The 16,742-nt window shown below is 73.1% G+C and carries 12 protein-coding genes and 1 tRNA gene; 5 read left to right on the top strand and 8 right to left on the bottom strand.

From position 1 onward, the window contains the following. Positions 1-127: 127 nt before the first annotated feature. Positions 128-200, bottom strand: a tRNA-Arg gene (locus OG689_RS14265). A gap of 743 nt (positions 201-943) precedes the next feature. On the opposite strand from OG689_RS14265, the gene OG689_RS14260 reads away from it, so the two are divergent. The 5 genes from OG689_RS14260 to OG689_RS14240 all read left to right on the top strand — a co-directional run bounded on the left by OG689_RS14260 (position 944) and on the right by OG689_RS14240 (position 6,978). Next, positions 944-1,597 carry a single-stranded DNA-binding protein gene (locus tag OG689_RS14260; protein WP_266320601.1) on the top strand — a complete coding sequence of 218 codons (654 nt, stop codon included), beginning with the start codon at positions 944-946 and terminating at the stop codon, positions 1,595-1,597. Positions 1,598-1,943: 346 nt separating this feature from the next. After that, positions 1,944-3,368 (top strand): Cys-Gln thioester bond-forming surface protein, encoded by a 1,425-nt coding sequence (locus OG689_RS14255; protein ID WP_266320599.1) that lies wholly within the window; start codon positions 1,944-1,946, stop codon positions 3,366-3,368. A 297-nt stretch (positions 3,369-3,665) separates the two neighbouring features. Continuing rightward, a complete protein-coding gene (gene ettA / locus OG689_RS14250) occupies positions 3,666-5,330 on the top strand; it encodes an energy-dependent translational throttle protein EttA (protein WP_266320598.1) in 1,665 nt (554 codons plus the stop codon). Between the two features lie 123 nt (positions 5,331-5,453). Next, positions 5,454-5,903, top strand: coding sequence for a thioesterase family protein (locus OG689_RS14245; RefSeq protein ID WP_073928979.1), 450 nt, complete (start codon positions 5,454-5,456; stop codon positions 5,901-5,903). Positions 5,904-6,219: 316 nt separating this feature from the next. Next, the gene (locus OG689_RS14240) at positions 6,220-6,978 is read left to right on the top strand and encodes a hypothetical protein (protein WP_266320596.1); all 759 of its coding nucleotides are present in this window, start codon (positions 6,220-6,222) and stop codon (positions 6,976-6,978) included. A gap of 64 nt (positions 6,979-7,042) precedes the next feature. On the opposite strand, the gene OG689_RS14235 is transcribed toward OG689_RS14240, so the two are convergent. The 7 genes from OG689_RS14235 to OG689_RS14205 all read right to left on the bottom strand — a co-directional run bounded on the left by OG689_RS14235 (position 7,043) and on the right by OG689_RS14205 (position 16,740). Next, the gene (locus tag OG689_RS14235) at positions 7,043-7,444 is read right to left on the bottom strand and encodes a globin (protein ID WP_266320594.1); all 402 of its coding nucleotides are present in this window, start codon (positions 7,442-7,444) and stop codon (positions 7,043-7,045) included. 157 nt (positions 7,445-7,601) lie between these two features. Beyond that, positions 7,602-8,837: an ABC transporter permease gene (locus OG689_RS14230; protein WP_266320592.1), complete on the bottom strand. Its 1,236-nt coding sequence runs from the start codon at positions 8,835-8,837 to the stop codon at positions 7,602-7,604. Beyond that, positions 8,834-9,751, bottom strand: coding sequence for an ABC transporter ATP-binding protein (locus OG689_RS14225; protein WP_266320590.1), 918 nt, complete (start codon positions 9,749-9,751; stop codon positions 8,834-8,836). Before OG689_RS14225 ends, OG689_RS14230 begins: the two co-directional genes overlap by 4 nt. 191 nt (positions 9,752-9,942) lie before the next feature. Beyond that, positions 9,943-11,247: an FHA domain-containing protein gene (locus OG689_RS14220; RefSeq protein ID WP_266320588.1), complete on the bottom strand. Its 1,305-nt coding sequence runs from the start codon at positions 11,245-11,247 to the stop codon at positions 9,943-9,945. Positions 11,248-11,305: 58 nt separating this feature from the next. After that, a complete protein-coding gene (locus OG689_RS14215) occupies positions 11,306-12,658 on the bottom strand; it encodes a VWA domain-containing protein (protein ID WP_266320586.1) in 1,353 nt (450 codons plus the stop codon). 107 nt (positions 12,659-12,765) lie between these two features. Continuing rightward, complete coding sequence (locus tag OG689_RS14210) at positions 12,766-14,103, bottom strand: PP2C family serine/threonine-protein phosphatase (RefSeq protein WP_323189287.1); 1,338 nt, start codon at positions 14,101-14,103, stop codon at positions 12,766-12,768. Positions 14,104-14,106: 3 nt separating this feature from the next. Next, the gene (locus OG689_RS14205; protein ID WP_266320584.1) at positions 14,107-16,740 is read right to left on the bottom strand and encodes a serine/threonine-protein kinase; all 2,634 of its coding nucleotides are present in this window, start codon (positions 16,738-16,740) and stop codon (positions 14,107-14,109) included. Positions 16,741-16,742 lie beyond the last annotated feature (2 nt).

Genomic DNA, 16,742 nt, shown 5'->3' with positions numbered 1-16,742 from the left:
CGGTTCGGGGCGGCTGCGGGATGGCGCCCGTGGCCGCCCTGCGCCGGCGGGCGGTCGCTCCAGGACCGCCGTGCGATCGGCGGGACCGGCCACTGGGGGAATGAACTCCCAGGTCAGGCACTGTGCGTGCCCCCAGCAGGATTCGAACCTGCGACCTACCGCTTAGAAGGCGGGTGCTCTATCCGCTGAGCTATGGGGGCGTGACCGGCCGACCCGGACAGGGCGTGACCGTCGCCGGGATCGGGTGTCGAGTGCCCTTCGGCGCCCGGTGCCCGGCCCCGTCGTGGGGGTGCGGTTGGGGTTGGCGGAACCCTTGCCCTGTTGGGGACAGGATAAGGGTGCCCGGTTCCTCCACCGGGCCTGACAACACCGTCGCGGGTGTGTCGGCTTCGGTGGGGCGGTCCGATAATCGCAGGTGGAGACCGTGCGTGCAGCGGTCTGGCAGGCTCTGGCGCCGGACGTTGTGCAGTCGTTACGGGGCTGTCGCCCCACCCGTTATGGATTCGGCGCGAAGAAAGTGCCGCCGTCGACGCGGGTGGGGGGCGGCATTCGGGTTCCTTCGGTCGGATGACGTGGGTGGATAGGCTTCCCGGCCACCCGATCGGGGCGCCTCGGGGGCGCGGGAGTGTACGGACGGTTGTCATGACCGCGCAGGTGGGAGCCGGGTGGCGGCGCGAGTATGCCACTGGCGTGGGCCCCCGGCCCGGCGGTGCGGACCGTCGCGGGATCCGCCCCGGGCGGGCTCGGTGCGGATCCCGGGGGCGAGTTCCGGCCGGAGGCGCGCGGACCGGGAATTTCACTCCTGCGGGGGATGCAGGTTTTCCACATGCGCGAGTTATCCACAGGATTTCGGATCGGGCTTGTGAGGATTTTCGGTGAAGGGCACTCTCGTCCCGTGCCGGTCGATTCCGTACGGTGCATCACTGCGAACGGAGTGTGTTCCATGAACGAGACCCTGGTGACAATGGTCGGCAATGTCGCGTCGGTGGTGAGCTATGCGCAGACGACGGGCGGCGTGCCGGTGGCCAACTTCCGCCTGGTGGCCACCGAGCGGCGCTACGACCGGGTGAAGGGCGAGTGGGTGGACGGGGACACCCACTGGGTCACGGTGGTCGCCTGGCGCTGGCTGGCCGCCAACCTGGTGAGTTCGTTGAGCAAGGGCGACCCGGTGGTCGTCAGCGGCCGGCTGCGGGTCCGGGAGTGGGAGGAGGGCGAGCGCCGCAGGAGCGGGGTCGAGATCGACGCCCGTTCGGTGGGGCACGACCTCAGCCGTGGGACGTCGGCCTTCCGGTGGGCGGTGCGGGGCAAGTCCGAGCAGCAGTGGGGTGGTTCGGGGGGTCTGCCGATGACCGGCGGGCCGGCCGGGCCGGCGCCCGCGCCGCTCGCGAGCGGGCTCGGCGGCGGCGTCGGGGCAGGGGTCGGGGCCGTGGGTGGAGCGGTGGCCGGCGGCGCCCCGGGGCCCGTCGCCGAGGCCTTGGCGGAGCCCGACGTGCCGGACTGGATCGTCGCCGCGGTGCATGCCCGGCGGGCGTCGGTGGCGGCGGCCGAGGTGTCCACCGGCGGTCCTGTGACGGAAGGAGAGGTTGCCGTCGTATGACCGTTCGGTGCCCCCGGCTGCGTCCAAGTGTGCCGAACGGGATACTTCTTGACCTAACGAAGGCGTAATCCTGAGCATCGATCGAATCATGACGAGTTTCTGGCGGAGCGTCAGAGCGCGTCGGTGATCGCCGGGCTGATAACGATACAGATACGGTATCGTCCGGATTCAGCACGTTGGTTTACGGGCCGGTAGGGCTCAATAGGATGCGTCTGGTTCACACAAGTGCAGCCGCGTCTCAGGGGATGCGGCAATGCAAGACGGGCTGTGATCGGCATGGCCCGGCCCGGAGGGATCACACATGTTCCACAGGCAGGGGCGGATTCTCCCCCGCATAGCAACTGTCATGCTCACGTCGACCCTGGTGGCCGGCGGAAGCCTTCTCGGAGCCGGTGCGGCGTCCGCGGCCGACGGGCCCGGGGCGGGGGTCAGCGCGACCCTGCAGGAGACGATGGTCAGCGGTCAGATCACCGTCCAGGGCGAGGGCAAGGTGGCCGGCGGCCTCTTCACCCTCAAGACCGCCGACGGTGAGCTCCTCCAGACGTACTGCATCGACTTCGGGCACGGCGTCGACACCACCGCGAAGGTGCAGTACCAGGAGGCCGACTGGAAGTCGAGCTCGCTCGGCGCCAAGGGCAAGACGGACGCCGCGGCGAAGATCCGCTGGATCCTGGAGAACTCCTACCCGCACGTCAAGGACCTCGGCGCGCTGGCCAAGACCGCCGGCATCAGCGGCGAGTTCACCGAGCAGGACGCCGCCGCCGGCACCCAGGCCGCGATCTGGCACTTCTCCGACGGGAAGAAGGCCACCCCCGACGACCCGCAGGGCGCGGCGCTCACCGCCTACCTGCTGAGCGACAAGAACAAGGGGATCGCCGCCGAGCCGAAGCCCTCGCTCAGCCTCACCCCCGAGAGTGTGGCCGGTAAGAGCGGCGGCAAGCTCGGCCCGTTCACCGTCAACAGCGGCGCCGACGAGGTCAAGCTGTCGGTGTCCGGCGGGCCCGCCACGGTCGCCGTGGTGGACAAGGACGGCAAGCCGCTCGCCTCGCTCAAGGGTCCGATCGCCAAGGACACCCAGTTCTTCCTGGACGTCCCGGCCGGCACGGCCGACGGCTCCGCCACGGTGACGGCCGCCGCCTCCACGGTGGTGCCGAGCGGCCGCGTCTTCCTGAGCAAGGGCTACACCGCGGACAAGCACAGCCAGACGATGATCCTGGCCGGCTCGGAGAAGGTCGCCGTCTCGGACGCGGCCAAGGCCAAGTGGACCCAGGAGAAGGGCCCGCTGCTCGCGGCCACCTCCAAGGTGGACTGCGTCGAGAACGGCGTCGAGGTGACCGTCACCAACACCGGTGACCAGCCGGCCGCCGTCACCGTCAAGCCGGGCAAGGACCTCACCGTGCAGCCGGGCAAGTCGGAGAAGATCACCGTCCCGGTCGCCGAGGACACCGCGTACGACATCAAGGTCACCGGCCCGAACGGCTTCGCCCAGCAGTTCCAGGGCGTCCTGGACTGCAAGGTCGCCGTCCCGACGCCGTCGGCCTCGCCGTCCCCCGCCAACAGCGGCTCGGCCACCCCGAGCACCGGCACCACCCCGAGCACCGGCACCTCCACCGGCCCGGCGGCCACCACCGCCGGCGGCGGTCTGGCCGCCACCGGTGGCAGCAGCGCCACCCCGGTGCTGGCCGGCGTCGCGGGCGCCCTCGTCCTCGCCGGTGGCGCGGCCGTCTTCGTCCTGCGCCGCCGCGGCCGTCACAGCGGCAACGCCGCCTGAGTCCCATCTCAGGCATAGCGGCCCGCCGCAAGGCAGCCGTGCAAGGTCCGGTGGCCCGGTCCTCCACTTCTCGTGGAGGACCGGGCCACCGGTCGTCGCGGCCCCGGACCGCGCCCGGGCCGGGGCCGCGACCACGCCTGCGGCCGCGGCGCCCGGCGGGATCAGCCGCCGGAGGGCGCCGGTCCGGTTACGGGCGGAGGCCGGCCGGCCACGACGGGCGTTCGGGAGGTCCGGCCGGGTGCGGCACAATGGAAGGCTGCAAGCCGAATACTCCCGACGACGCCGGAGCGATCTCACGTGGCGGAATTCATCTACACCATGCGCAAGCTGCGCAAGGCCCACGGCGACAAGGTCATCCTTGACGACGTGACGCTCAACTTCCTCCCCGGGGCGAAGATCGGTGTCGTTGGCCCCAACGGCGCCGGTAAGTCCACGGTGCTGAAGATGATGGCGGGCCTGGAGCAGCCGTCCAACGGTGAGGCGTACCTCTCGCCCGGCTACTCCGTCGGCATGCTCCTCCAGGAGCCCCCGCTCGACGAGACCAAGACCGTCCTGGAGAACGTCGAGGACGGCGTGCGCGAGGTCAAGGGCCAGCTCGACCGCTTCAACGAGATCGCCGAGCTGATGGCGACCGACTACTCGGACGAGCTGCTCGACGAGATGGGCAAGCTCCAGGAGAAGCTGGACCACTCCAACGCCTGGGACCTCGAAGCCCAGCTGGAGCAGGCGATGGACGCGCTGGGCTGCCCGCCCGGCGACTGGCCGGTCACCAAGCTCTCCGGTGGTGAGCGCCGCCGGGTGGCGCTCTGCAAGCTGCTGCTGGAGGCGCCCGACCTGCTGCTCCTCGACGAGCCCACCAACCACCTCGACGCCGAGTCGGTGAACTGGCTGGAGCAGCACCTGGCCAAGTACCCCGGCACCGTTGTCGCCGTCACCCACGACCGGTACTTCCTGGACAACGTGGCGGGCTGGATCCTGGAGCTCGACCGCGGCCGGGCGATCGGCTACGAGGGCAACTACTCCACCTACCTGGAGGCCAAGCAGTCCCGCCTCAAGGTCGAGGGCCAGAAGGACGCCAAGCGCGCCAAGCGGCTCAAGGAAGAACTCGAGTGGGTCCGCTCCAACGCCAAGGGCCGTCAGGTCAAGTCCAAGGCCCGCCTCGCGCGGTACGAGGAGATGGCGGCCGAGGCCGACAAGATGCGGAAGCTGGACTTCGAGGAGATCCAGATCCCGCCGGGCCCGCGTCTGGGCAGCATCGTGGTCGAGGTCAACAACCTCTCCAAGGGCTTCGGCGACAAGGTCCTGATCGACGACCTGAGCTTCACCCTGCCGCGCAACGGCATCGTGGGTGTGATCGGCCCGAACGGCGCCGGCAAGACCACCCTGTTCAAGATGCTCCTCGGCGAGGAGCAGCCGGACAGCGGTTCGATCAAGGTCGGCGAGACGGTCAAGGTCAGCTACGTCGACCAGGGCCGCGCCAACATCGACCCGAAGAAGACCCTGTGGGCCGTCGTCTCCGACGAGCTGGACTGGATCAACGTCGGCCAGGTCGAGATGCCGTCCCGCGCGTACGTCTCGGCGTTCGGCTTCAAGGGCCCGGACCAGCAGAAGCCGGCCGGCATCCTGTCCGGCGGTGAGCGTAACCGCCTCAACCTGGCGCTCACCCTCAAGCAGGGCGGCAACCTGCTGCTCCTCGACGAGCCGACCAACGACCTCGACGTCGAGACGCTCTCCTCGCTGGAGAACGCCCTGCTGGAGTTCCCCGGCTGCGCCGTGGTCATCTCCCACGACCGGTGGTTCCTGGACCGGGTCGCGACCCACATCCTCGCCTACGAGGGTGACAGCAACTGGTTCTGGTTCGAGGGCAACTTCGACTCGTACGAGAAGAACAAGATCGAGCGGCTGGGCGCCGACGCCGCCCGCCCGCACCGGGCCACCTACAAGAAGCTGACCCGAGGCTGATCGCCACGCGGCAACGCTGCCGCAACAACGGCCCGGCAGGCTGACCTCAGGGCGGTCTGCCGGGCCGCTGCCCGTAGTCTCGGAAGGGACCGGCGGGGCAACGGAAGTTTGAGGAGAACACTTGTGGCACGCCACATCTACGCCTGCCCACTGAGGTGGTCCGACATGGACGCCTTCGGACACGTGAACAACGTGGTCTTCCTGCGCTACCTGGAGGAGGCCCGGATCGACTTCATGTTCACCCAGGCCGCCGAGGCCGGCGCCGGGGAGTTCGCGGGCGGTTCGGTGGTGGCCCGCCACGAGATCGACTACAAGCGTCCGCTGGTGCACCGCCCGACGCCGGTGACCATCGAGACCTGGGTCACCAAGATCGGCGGTGCTTCGCTGACCGTCTCCTACGAGGTCAAGGACACCGCCGAGGACGGCACCGAGACGGTGTACGTCCGGGCGTCGACCGTGGTCGTGCCCTACGACCTGGCCGCGGCCAGGCCGCGCCGGATCAGCCCGGTGGAGCGCGAGTTCCTCAGCCGTTTCATGGACGTCGAGGAGCCTGTGGCCGCCGTGGCCGCCTGACCTGCCCCCCCGGTCCGTACGGCGGGCACCCGGAGCGTGCTTGCCGGAGCCCGGGGACGCCGGGCCGGCCCGTGCCGGGGCCCGGACGCCCCGCCTCCGCCGGCTGCCCGCGTGCACCGGCGGTCCTGAGGGGCCGGCTCGCCCGCCGGGCCCCGCGTGCCCGGTGTGCCGCGCCCCGGTGACCTCCCCGACCACCGGGGCGTCCGACCACCGGGTCCGTCCGATCACCGGGTCCGTCCGACCGCGTCCGGTGCCGGCGCCCTTCGGCGCGCGGCCCGTGTGCGCGAACGCCCCGCCGACCTTGAGTGAGTTCCTCGTGACCAGCAACGCCCGTCTTGTCCTCGCCGACGCGGGGGAGGCCGCGGACCTCGCCGCCTTCCTGGTGCGCCTGCTGCGCTTCGACCGGGCGGCGGCGGTCCGTCTCCAGGTGGTGGGTCGGTTCGGCGGCGCGGGCGGGAGCCGCGGCGGAGCCGGTGCCGAGGGCGGCGGCGAGGCCGCCCCGGAGGGTGCGGCCGGGGTGCTCGCGGTCTTCGGGCGGCTGCCGCTGGGCAGTTCGGGCGCGATCGCCGTCCGCACCGCCCGGCTGGCCGGGCCGGACGCGCCGGTGGACCGTACCGTCTCGGCGGGCCGGCTGCTGGACGACGTCGACGAGAGTGCCGACACCGTCACCCTCCCCGCGCCGGTGACCGGCCCGGCCTGGGCCGGCCTGCTGCCGCCGCGGACGGGCTGGCGCCTGCTCGCCGAGCCGCCCGCCGTCGAGGTGGTTCCCGAGCTGATGGCGGCCGTCCGGGAGTTCAAGGAGCGCAGCGAGGCGGTGCCCGAGCACCACCGCACCCGCGCTGTGCTGGACGGCCTGGCGGACGAGATCTGGTCCCGCCCGCTGTCCGCGGTGCCGGAGCTGCCGTTGCGCGCCGCGCACGCCTCGTACGTGATCGGGTTCCTGAAGCCGGACGCGCGGCTCACGGTGCACCGGGCAGGCAGCTGGCTGCGGCTGAGCGCGCCGGCCGGTTCGATCGCGGTGCGGACGGCGGCGGCGCCGGGGGCGGGGCTCGGGCTCAGCCCGCTCCGGGGCTGACATTCGAACGCGCCCCCTGGCCGGCGGGTGCCGGAGGGGGCGGTGAGGGGGTCGGGCGGCCGGGTCAGTCGGCGCTGTTGATCATCGAGGCGGCGGCGTAGGTGAGGTAGTCCCACAGCTGGCGCTCGGCGTCGACGGGCAGGGCGAGTTCGTCCACCGCCGTCCGCATGTGCCGCAGCCAGGCGTCGTGCGCCGCGCGGTCGACCTTGAACGGCACGTGCCGCATCCGCAGCCGGGGGTGGCCGCGTTCCTCGCTGTACGTGCGGGGGCCGCCCCAGTACTGCATCAGGAAGAGGGCGAACCGCTCCTCGGCCGGGCCGAGGTCCTCCGGGTACATCGGCCGCAGCAACTCGTCCTCGGCGACGCCCTGGTAGAACCGGTGCACCAGTCGCCGGAAGGTCGACTCCCCGCCGACCGAGTCGAAAAAGGTCTCCTCGCTGAGTGTTTCACGCCCGATTTCAGTCACCTGACCATGGTCGCAGACGGCGCGTGGGTCGTACACCAGGACTTTCGGCGTACGACCCACGACACTTCGTGACACTCGGCGCGGGCCCGCACCGGGGCCTTCACCGGCCGGGAACCCGTCCGGCCGTCCCGTCAACGGGCGGCCGGCGGGTGCTCGGTCAGGCGTCCTCCCAGCGGAAGAAGCGGGAGGCGATCGCGGTCAGGACGGCGGCGAAGAGCAGCAGCCCGCCCATCGTCGGCAGGGCGTCCGACAGGCCGCCGCCGCGGGTCAGCACCGACTGGGAGGCGGTGACCAGGTGCTTGAGGGGCAGGGCGTCCGAGATCATCTTGAGCCAGCCCGGTGCGTCGTCCATCGGGAAGAACGAGCCGGACAGGAAGGACATCGGCAGCACGATGATCTGCGAGATGCCGTTGGCCGCCTCCTCGGTCTTCGCCAGCGAGCCGGCCAGCAGGCCGATCGACATGAAGGCGACCGTGGCGCAGACGACCAGTGGCACGATCAGCCACCAGTCGCCGGTGAGCTTCAGCCCGAAGTAGGGCGTGGTCGCCACCAGCAGGAAGACGGTGGTCTGGGCGAGCGCGGTGAGGATGCTCACCGAGATCCGGGAGACGATGATCGAGCCCGCGCTGACCGGGGCCAGCCGCAGCCGGCGGAGCACCTTCTTCTGCCGCCAGGAGACCAGCGTGAGCGAGGCCCCGAAGACGGCGCCGGTGGCCACGGCCCAGCCGAGCAGGCCGGGGGTGAGGAACTGGATCGGCTTGAGCGAGTTGTCCTCGACCTGGACGGACTCCAGGGTGAAGGCGGCGGGCTTGCCGGTGGCGGCCTGGTTGGCCTGCTGCACGATCGAGTTGACGATGCCCTGCACGCTGCCGGCCCGGACCTGGTCGGCGGCGCTGAAGCGCAGCTCGATCCGGCCGTCGGGGCCCTGCTGGATCAGTGCGTCCAGGTCGCCCTTCCTGACCTTGGCCAGGGCGTCGGCGGCGTCGTCGGTCCTGGTGATGGCGAGGACCTTCTCCAGGTCCGCCCGGCCTTCGCCCTGGACGGCGTCCAGCACCTGCACCGCCCCGACCTGGGCGACCTTGGCGTGCGGGCTGCCGGCGCCCTTGAGCAAGGTGCCGAAGAGCAGCAGGAACATCAGCGGGAAGACCAGGACGAAGAACACCGCGGTCCGGTCCCGGAGGAAGGACACGATCATCACCCGGGACAGGCTGAGGAACGCGCTGGCGCGCTCCTTCGGTGCCTCGGCCGTCCCCGCCCCGGCCGGTCCGCTGGCGGCGGTCCGCTGGGCGGGGACCGCCGGTGCCTCGGTGGGCTGTGCCTCGGTGGCCGGTGCCTCGGTGGCCCGCGGCTCGGTGCCCGGCTCGCTCACGGCATCACTGCGCTCGGCGCTCATGCGCGGTACTCCCGTCCGGTGAGCTGGAGGAACACGTCCTCCAGGGTGGCGCCGCGTACTTCCAGGCCGCGCAGGGCGCCCTGCTCGGCGAGCACGGAGAGCACCGGGGCGGGGGCGCGGGTGGCGATGGCGACGGTGGCGCCGTCGTCCTCGACCGAGCCGGTCTCGGCGCCGGCGGCGGCGAGCAGCTCCCGGAGGCGGTCGAGGCCGATCTGTCCGGACTCGACGCTGACCCGCACGGTGTCGTCGATCTCGCGCACCAGCGCGGCGGGGGTGCCGGTCTTGAGCACCTTGCCGTGGTCCATCACCGAGACGCGGTCGCAGAGGATCTCGGCCTCGTCCAGGTAGTGGGTGGTGAGGACGACGGTGCGGCCCTCGCCGTTGATGTCCCGCAGCAGGTCCCAGAGGTTGCGGCGGGCCTGCGGGTCGAGGCCGGTGGTGGGTTCGTCGAGGAAGACGAGCTCCGGGTCGTGGGCCAGCGCGCAGGCGATGGAGAGGCGCTGGGCCTGGCCGCCGGACATCTTGTCGGTCATCACGGAGGCGGAGTCGGTCAGGCCGACCCGCTCCAGCATGGCGTCGGCCCGCTTGGGCCCGACACCGTAGAACGAGGCGAACGTGCGGATGGTCTCCCGCGCGGTCAGCTTGTTGAAGAACGCCGAGGCCTGGAACTGCACGCCGATACGCGGCAGCAGGTCACGGTTGCGCGGCCAGGGAGCCATCCCCAGCAGCTCGATCCGGCCCTCGTCGGGCTTCCGGATCCCCTCCAGGATCTCCAGAGTGGTGGTCTTGCCGGCCCCGTTGGGCCCAAGAATTCCGTAGAACTCGCCAGTCTCGACGGTGAGTGACACCCCGTCGACAGCCTGGACATCCCCGTACCGCTGACGTATGCCGTCGGCGGTGATAGCTGCAGTCATGTGCCCTGACCTTAGAGGAAGGTCCAGCTGGCGGGTGCTGCGTGTTCGATTTTTTTGAAGATCATTTTACTTGGACGGGGGAACAAGGCGGGGGCGACGGAACCTGATGCTCCGTCGCCCCCGTGCCGAAGGGCCGCCGCCGACTGCTCCGCCGGCGGCCGTCCCGGCGGCGGCCGTGGCCGTCCCGGTCGTCAGGCCCGGTGCAGGGTGATCGTGGTCCACGCCCCGACGTGGACGCGGTCACCGTCGTTCAGCGGCACGGCTGTGTGCGGCGCGATCGACTCCGCGCCGCCGTTGACCGTGGTCCCGTTGGTCGAGTCCTGGTCCACCAGCACCCAGCTGCCGTCCTCCTGCTCGGCGAGCAGCGCGTGCTGGTGGGAGGCCCCCGGGTCCTCCGGCGGCACCGACAGGTCGATCTCCGGCACGGTCCCGCGGTGCTGGGAGCGCCGTCCGATCCGCAGCTGGCCGCGCCCGGTCAGCGGGATCCGCCGCTCGGGGCAGTAGGGCGGGAAGAACAGGCCGGCCGCCTCCGGGCCGCTGCGCGCCATCATGTCGGTGAAGTAGTCGCGGTCGGCCGAGACCACCGCCATCCAGGTGGTGCGCTGGGGCTCCGGCGTCGCGGTGCCCTCCGGCCCGGCGCCGGCCAGCGGCGGGGCCAGCTGGAACGAGGTGCCGAACTCCTCGCCCTGCGCGGTCGGCCCCTGCTGGGCGTACACCGGGCCGGTGCCTCGGCGGCCGTCCGGCTGCTCGTACGGTGCCTGGCCGGGCCGGCCGGCCGGCTCGAACGGCGCCTGCTCGTACTGCTGCGCCTTCTCGTACGGCTGCGGCCGCTCGTACTGCTGCGGTTCGTAGGGCGACTGCTCGTACCCGCCGGCCGCGGGCTGCTGCGGGGCCTGCTCGTACCCGCCGGGCGCCGGCTGGGGGTAGCCGTAACCGCCCTGGCCGCCGTGTGCGGGCTGCGCGGGCTGCTGCGGGGCCTGCTCGTAGGGGCCCGGCGCCTGCTGCGGGTAGCCGTAGCCGCCCTGGCCGCCGGATCCGGCCTGCGGGTAGCCGTAACCGCCCTGGCCGCCCGGTGCGGGTTGCTGCGGAGCCTGCGCGCCGCCGTACGCCGCGGGGATGTTCAGCGGCGCGGACGGCGGCGGGGGCGCGAGATGTCCGGAGGCCGGCGCGGGCGGCTGGCGGCGCGAGGGGGAGGAGAGGTCGTAGTCGTACCCGCACTCCTCGCAGTACCGGCCGGTCTGCGGGCTGCGGCAGATCGGGCAGACCACCAGGCCCTCGGTGACGTCCGGGAAGCCCTGGGCCTGCGGCGGCGCGGCCGGGGCGGGCGCCACCGGCCCGGGCGGCGGCACCTGGCCGGGCGCGGGGTGCCCGGGGGTGAGGTGTCCGGCCGCGGGCGCGCCGGGCACCGGCAGCCCCGGTGGTGGTGTCATCGGGAAGCCGCAGAAGTCGCACCAGTCCTCGGCCTGCGACTCGTGGCCCCTCGGGCAGATCGGCATCAGGTCCCCCCTCGTTTCCAGCCTGTTGGGGCCGCTTCCGTCCGGGTGTAGGCCCGGGTCACTTCTTGACGCGCACGGTCTTCGTGGACCGGGTCTCCAGGGTCTTGGAGTCGGCCTCGCTCACGTCCTTACGGAACCGAACCGTACCCTCCTTGGGATCCACCACGTCCACCACCTTCTGCAGCAGCTTGAACGTGCCGTCGTTGCCGGTCGCGTGGGCGATCCGGACGGCCGCGCCGAGCTTGGCGGTGGCCCGGGTGAAGTCGCCCGCGCGGTGGGCCTCCAGGCCCTCCTGGATGGAGGAGGCGAGCTCCGCCTGGCCGGTGTAGTGGGCGACCTGCGGGCTGATCCGGGTGGAGGAGGACAGGTCGTCCGTCCAGACGGCCTTGACCAGGCCCTGGGAGAGGACCTCGGGGGCGGCGCCGCCGGGCTGCGGCAGCACCAGGCTGATCCGGGCGGCGAGCATCACGTTGCCGACGCCCGCGGCCGGGACCTCGATGCAGACGTGGTAGTCGCGGCTCTCGTCCCCCCAGGAGCCGGTGGGGTAGTCACCGGCGCGCGGGCCGGCCTCGGTGCGGCGTCCGCTGAGGTCCTCCACGCTGGGCGCGACCTGCTTGACGAACTTCACCATCGCGTTGGCCGGTGTCCAGACCCGCAGGGCGACGTCCGCGACCTGCTTGCCCATCGCGTTCTCCATCATCGAACGGAAGTCGTCCACCAGACCGGACGGCTCCGCCACGATGTCCACCGAGCCGAGCAGGGCGGAGGAGATCTTGCGCAGTTCGTCCACCCGCCAGTCGGTGCCGACACCCCGGCAGTCGGCCGTGAAATGGCCGGTGACCTGGGCTATCGCCTTGTCGAGGTCGGCGGCGGACTCGTGTTCGTTCTTGCCGTCGGTGAGCAGGATCGCGTGCCGCAGCGCGATGTCGCGCCGGCTGAGGAAGAGCCGGTCGGCCTTGGCCAGCCAGGTGCCCATGGCGGTGCCGCCGCCGGAGGTGAGGCGGCGCAGTGACTCCTTGGCGGCGCTCCGGGTGGCCGGCCCGGCGACGGCGAGCCCGCCGTCGCCCGGGTAGACCTCCTTGGCCTCGTGGGTGCCGGCCACCACGGCGAAGGCGACGCCGTCGCGGACGGTGTCGATGGCGGCGGCGGTGGCCTCCCGGGCGCCGCGCATCTTGGTGGCGGGGTACTCCATCGAGCCCGAGCAGTCGACCAGGATGATCACGGCCGAGGACTGCGCCGGCGCGCCGGCCGCGGTGGCGTCGGTCGGCAGCGGGCGGCCGCCGGAGGTGCCGCCGCCGGTGGCGGTCACCGTGACGATCGCGTTCACCTCGCGGGCGCCGTCCGCGAGGTACTCGTTCTGGAAGATGTCCACGTCGAACCGGGGCAGATTCGACTTCGCCAGACTTGCCATGGCCGTGGGCTCCTGTCGGATGGTCAGGATGGGCAGGGACGGGTCGGGGTGGTGCGGCGGACCGCCGGCGGGCGGGGCGGGGCGCCGGCGCCCCGCCGGCTCCGGCCTCAGCGGGCCGGCGGGTGGTCCGGCGGCGCGGGTGCGGCGGGCGGGACGGGCGGCGCGGCCGGCGGGTGCGGCGGCAGCGGCGGGAGCGGCGCGCGGGGCGAGCCGATCACCGGCAGGTCCGGCAGCGTCTCGTCGTGCGGGTCGTACTCGGGCCGGGCCGCCGCGTGGCCGGCCCCGATCACCGGCAGGTCGAGCAGGGTGGCGGTGCGGTCGTCCGGCCGGGCGGTGCCCGCCAGGTCGGTGGCGGGCAGGACCGGCAGCACGGCGACGGTGATGTTGTCGTGGCCGCCGGCCTCGATCGCGAACCGCACCAGGGTCCGGGCGGCGGCCAGCGGCTCCGTCCGGGCGTCGGTGCGCACGACGTGGGCCAGGTCGGTGGCCGCCTCGGCGTAGTTCCACAGCCCGTCGGTGCAGATCAGCAGGACGCCGGGGACGTGCGGGGTGAAGTCCAGGGTGTGCGGGACGACCTCCTCGGCGTCGGCGCCGAGCCAGCCGGTGATCGCGTGCGCCCGCGGGTCCGCGTACGCCTCGGCCTCGCCCATCAGGCCGGCCTCGACCATCTTGGCGGCCCAGGAGTCGTCCTGGGTGAGCCGGAACGGTTCGGCGGACACCCGGTCGTCCGGGATCCAGTACGCCCGGGTGTCGCCGACCCAGCCGATGGTGATCCGGCCGTCGGCGGCGATCGCGCTGACGTAGGTGCAGGCGGGCGCGTTGATGTCGGGACGGGTGGGGGAGCTGCCGTCCTCGGCCAGCGCGGCCACCGCGCGGGCGGCGTCGGCGATCGCCGCGCGCATCGCGGTGCCGGGGGCGACGCCGCGCTCCAGCGCGGTCAGCAGCGATTCGGAGGCGCTGTCGACGGCGGTCTCCGAGGCCTCGTCGGGCCGGTCGGAGGAGGAGACGCCGTCGCAGACCACGGCCACCACGGCGGGCGCGCCACCGGGCAGCGAGGTGGCGGCGACGGTGAAGGAGTCCTCGTTGCGGTGGTGGCGCACGCCGCGGTCGCTGACCCCGGCGACGCCCGCGAGCACCTTCTCCATGTGGTCGCGCGGGCGCGGCTGGGCGCCGCCGCAGTCCTCGCAGTAGCCGTCGGTGGCGACCTGGGCGGCGCCGCAGTGCGCGCAGACCAGGCCGGGGGCGATGCCCGGGCCGCCGCTCCGCGGGGCGGGCGGTGCGGGCATCGCCGGCGGCGCGCCGCCGGCCCGGTCGTCGGCCACCCAGCTGCCGGGCAGGGAGGCGGTCGCGCGCGCGGGCTCGTGGCGGCCGGCGCCGCAGCTCCCGCAGTAGGAGTCCTCCGGGTCAAGCGGTTCGGAACAGCTCGGGCACACGGTCTGCTGCATTGCTTACACCCACGTCCTGGGGCGGGTCCGGTTGGCCCGTTCCACCATCTCGATCCTGGTCTGCGCCCGGTCTGCCAACCGGGCGAGTACCCGGTAGGAGTGTTCCAGGGCGAAGCGCAGTTCCCGCTCGGCGACGGGCTGTCCCAGCACCGTGGGCGCGCCGGACGCGCCGGGGCGTCCGGCGAGTGCCCAGCCCAGGGCGGCGTCGAGCACCTCGACGGCGAGCTCCTCGTGGCGGCGGTCGTCCAGGCCGAGCCGGCCGAGCTGTTCGGAGCAGGCGTCGAGGTCCGGGCCGAGCGGGTCGGTGGCGGGCCGCTCGCGCAGCCGGGCCCGGACGGCGCCGACCCGGGCGGCGGTCCAGTGGCTGGAGGTGGCGGGCACGGACTCCAGGGCCAGCACCGCGCCCGGCCGGTCGCCGGCGGCGAGCCGGACCCGGGCCAGGCCGAAGGCGGCGCTCACGTACGCGTGGTCGGTGCTCCACACCAGGCGGTGGAACTCGGCCGCGTCGTCGCCGTTGCCGAGCAGTTCGGCGCAGACGGCGAGGCCCAGCTTGGGTGCGGCCTCGCCGGGGAAGGCGTCGTAGAGCGCGTCGAAGGCTTCGGCCGCGGCCTCCAGCCGTTCGGTGCGGGCCTGGTGGCCGCGGGTGCTGTCGCCCGCCCCGGCGGCGGCCGCGAGAGCGGTCAGGCCGCGGTACCAGAGCACCCGCCAGTCGCCCTGGTGGGCGCTCTCCAGGGCGGTCAGGGTCTGCTGGGCGTCCTGCTGGTGGCCGAGTTCGAGGTGGGCGCGCAGTTCCCGCAGGGTGCGTTCGACCGAGTCGGCGGGGGCGCCGGCCAGGGCGGCGAGTGCCTCCTCGGGGGCGGTGCCGACCAGGGCGGCGAGGAAGCCGGCGTTGGGGTCGGCCGGGTCGACCCGGGGCACCGGCAGGGCGAGGGCGGCGGCGGCCGGGTCGAGGGCGACGACCCGCGGCCCGGCGGTCAGGGCCAGGGCCGGGGCCGGAGCAGTCGGGGCCGGGTCGGGGGTCGGGACCGGGGCCGGGGCGGCGGTGGCCGGGGCGTTCGCGGCGGGGGCGCCGACCACGGCGCTGCCGGTGACCAGTCGGCTGTCGACCACGCGGAGTTCGGGGCCGAAGAGGGTGGACAGCGCGGGCCGGGGCCGGCCGTCCTTGAGGGCGAGGATCTCGCGCAGGACACCGGTCAGCTGGTCGGCCATCTCCTCGGCGGAGGAGAACCGGCGGGCCGGGTCGGGGTCGGTGGCGCGGACCAGGAAGCGGTAGTAGGACTCGTACTCGGCGAAGACCGGGACGTCCTCGGGGCCGGGCAGTTCCTCGCGGTAGGTGGTGCTGTAGCCCTGGAAGTCGAAGCTCAGTACGGCCAGGGTGCGGGCCACCGTGTAGAGGTCGGAGGCGGGGGTGGGTCCGTCGGTGGCGATCTCGGGGGCCTGGTAGCCGATGGTGCCGTAGATCGGTCCGTCGTCGTCGAGGCGGCGGACGGCGCCCATGTCGATGATCTTGAGCGAGTCCTCGCTCTGGATCACGTTGTCGATCTTGAAGTCGCAGTACACCAGCCCCCGGCTGTGCAGGTAGCCCAGCGCGGGCAGCGCCTCCAGCGCGTACGCGATCGCCTGCTCCACCGGCAGCGGGTCGCGCCGCCCGTCCGGGGTGCGGCGGTCGTTGGCGATGTCCTTCAGCGACTTGCCGCCGATGTACTCCATGACGATGTAGCCGTCGGTCGAGCCCGTCCGCAGGTCCGGGTGCTCGGCGAAGTTGATGATCCGCACGATGTTCGGGTGGTCCACCTCGGCCAGGAACCGGCGCTCGGCGACCGCGACCGCCAGCGCGTCCTCGTCGCCGGTGTCCAGCAGGCCCTTCAGGACCACCCACTTGTCGTTCACCCGGCGGTCGATCGCCAGGTAGATCCAGCCGAGCCCGCCGTGCGCCAGGCAGCCCACCACCTCGTACTGGCCGCCGACCAGGTCGCCGCGGGCCAGCTTGGGCGTGAACGAGTACGGCGTGCCGCACTTGGTGCAGAAGCCCTCCGGGCGGCCCGGGCGGCCGTTCTTCTCCCGGCCCACCGGCGCCTCGCACTTGCTGCAGTACCGCTTGCGCTCGGGCACCTCGGGATTGGCCAGGACGGCCGCCGTCGGGTCCAGCCGGGGCACCGTCGGGACGGTCACCAGCCCGGCGCCGAGCCGGCCGCGGCTGCTGGTGCCGGTGCTGCCCCGGCCGCTGCGCACCGACAGGGACCGGCTGCTGCCGGTACGCGTGGAGCGGTGCGAACGCGAGCGGCCGGACATCGAGCGGGCCGAGCCGGTGCGGGTGGAGCGGTGCGAGCGGGAGGAGTCCGGGGCGAGCCGGGCGGACGGCAGGTGCGGCTGGGTCAGACCGGTGTCGGCCTCCGCCGCGAGCCCGCACTCGTCGCAGTAGCCGTCCGGGTCGATCGTCCCCGGGCAGTCGTGGGCGCAGGGGGAGCCCGGGCCGCCGCCGCCCGTCCGGGCCCCGCCGCCGGTACCGCCTGTCGTGCTCCCGGCGGCCGGGGCGGCGACGGCGACGGCCGGGGCCAGCCCGCACTCGGTGCAGTACCCGTCCTCGTCGATGGTCCCCTCGCCGGTGCAGTCCGGCCGTGCACACGCCTCGCTCATGA

Source organism: Kitasatospora sp. NBC_00240 (assembly GCF_026342405.1).
In the GTDB taxonomy this organism is placed as follows: Bacteria; Actinomycetota; Actinomycetes; order Streptomycetales; family Streptomycetaceae; genus Kitasatospora.
The sequence above is the reverse complement of the archived record's forward strand: the minus strand, read 5'-3'. Positions and strand labels throughout refer to the sequence as shown.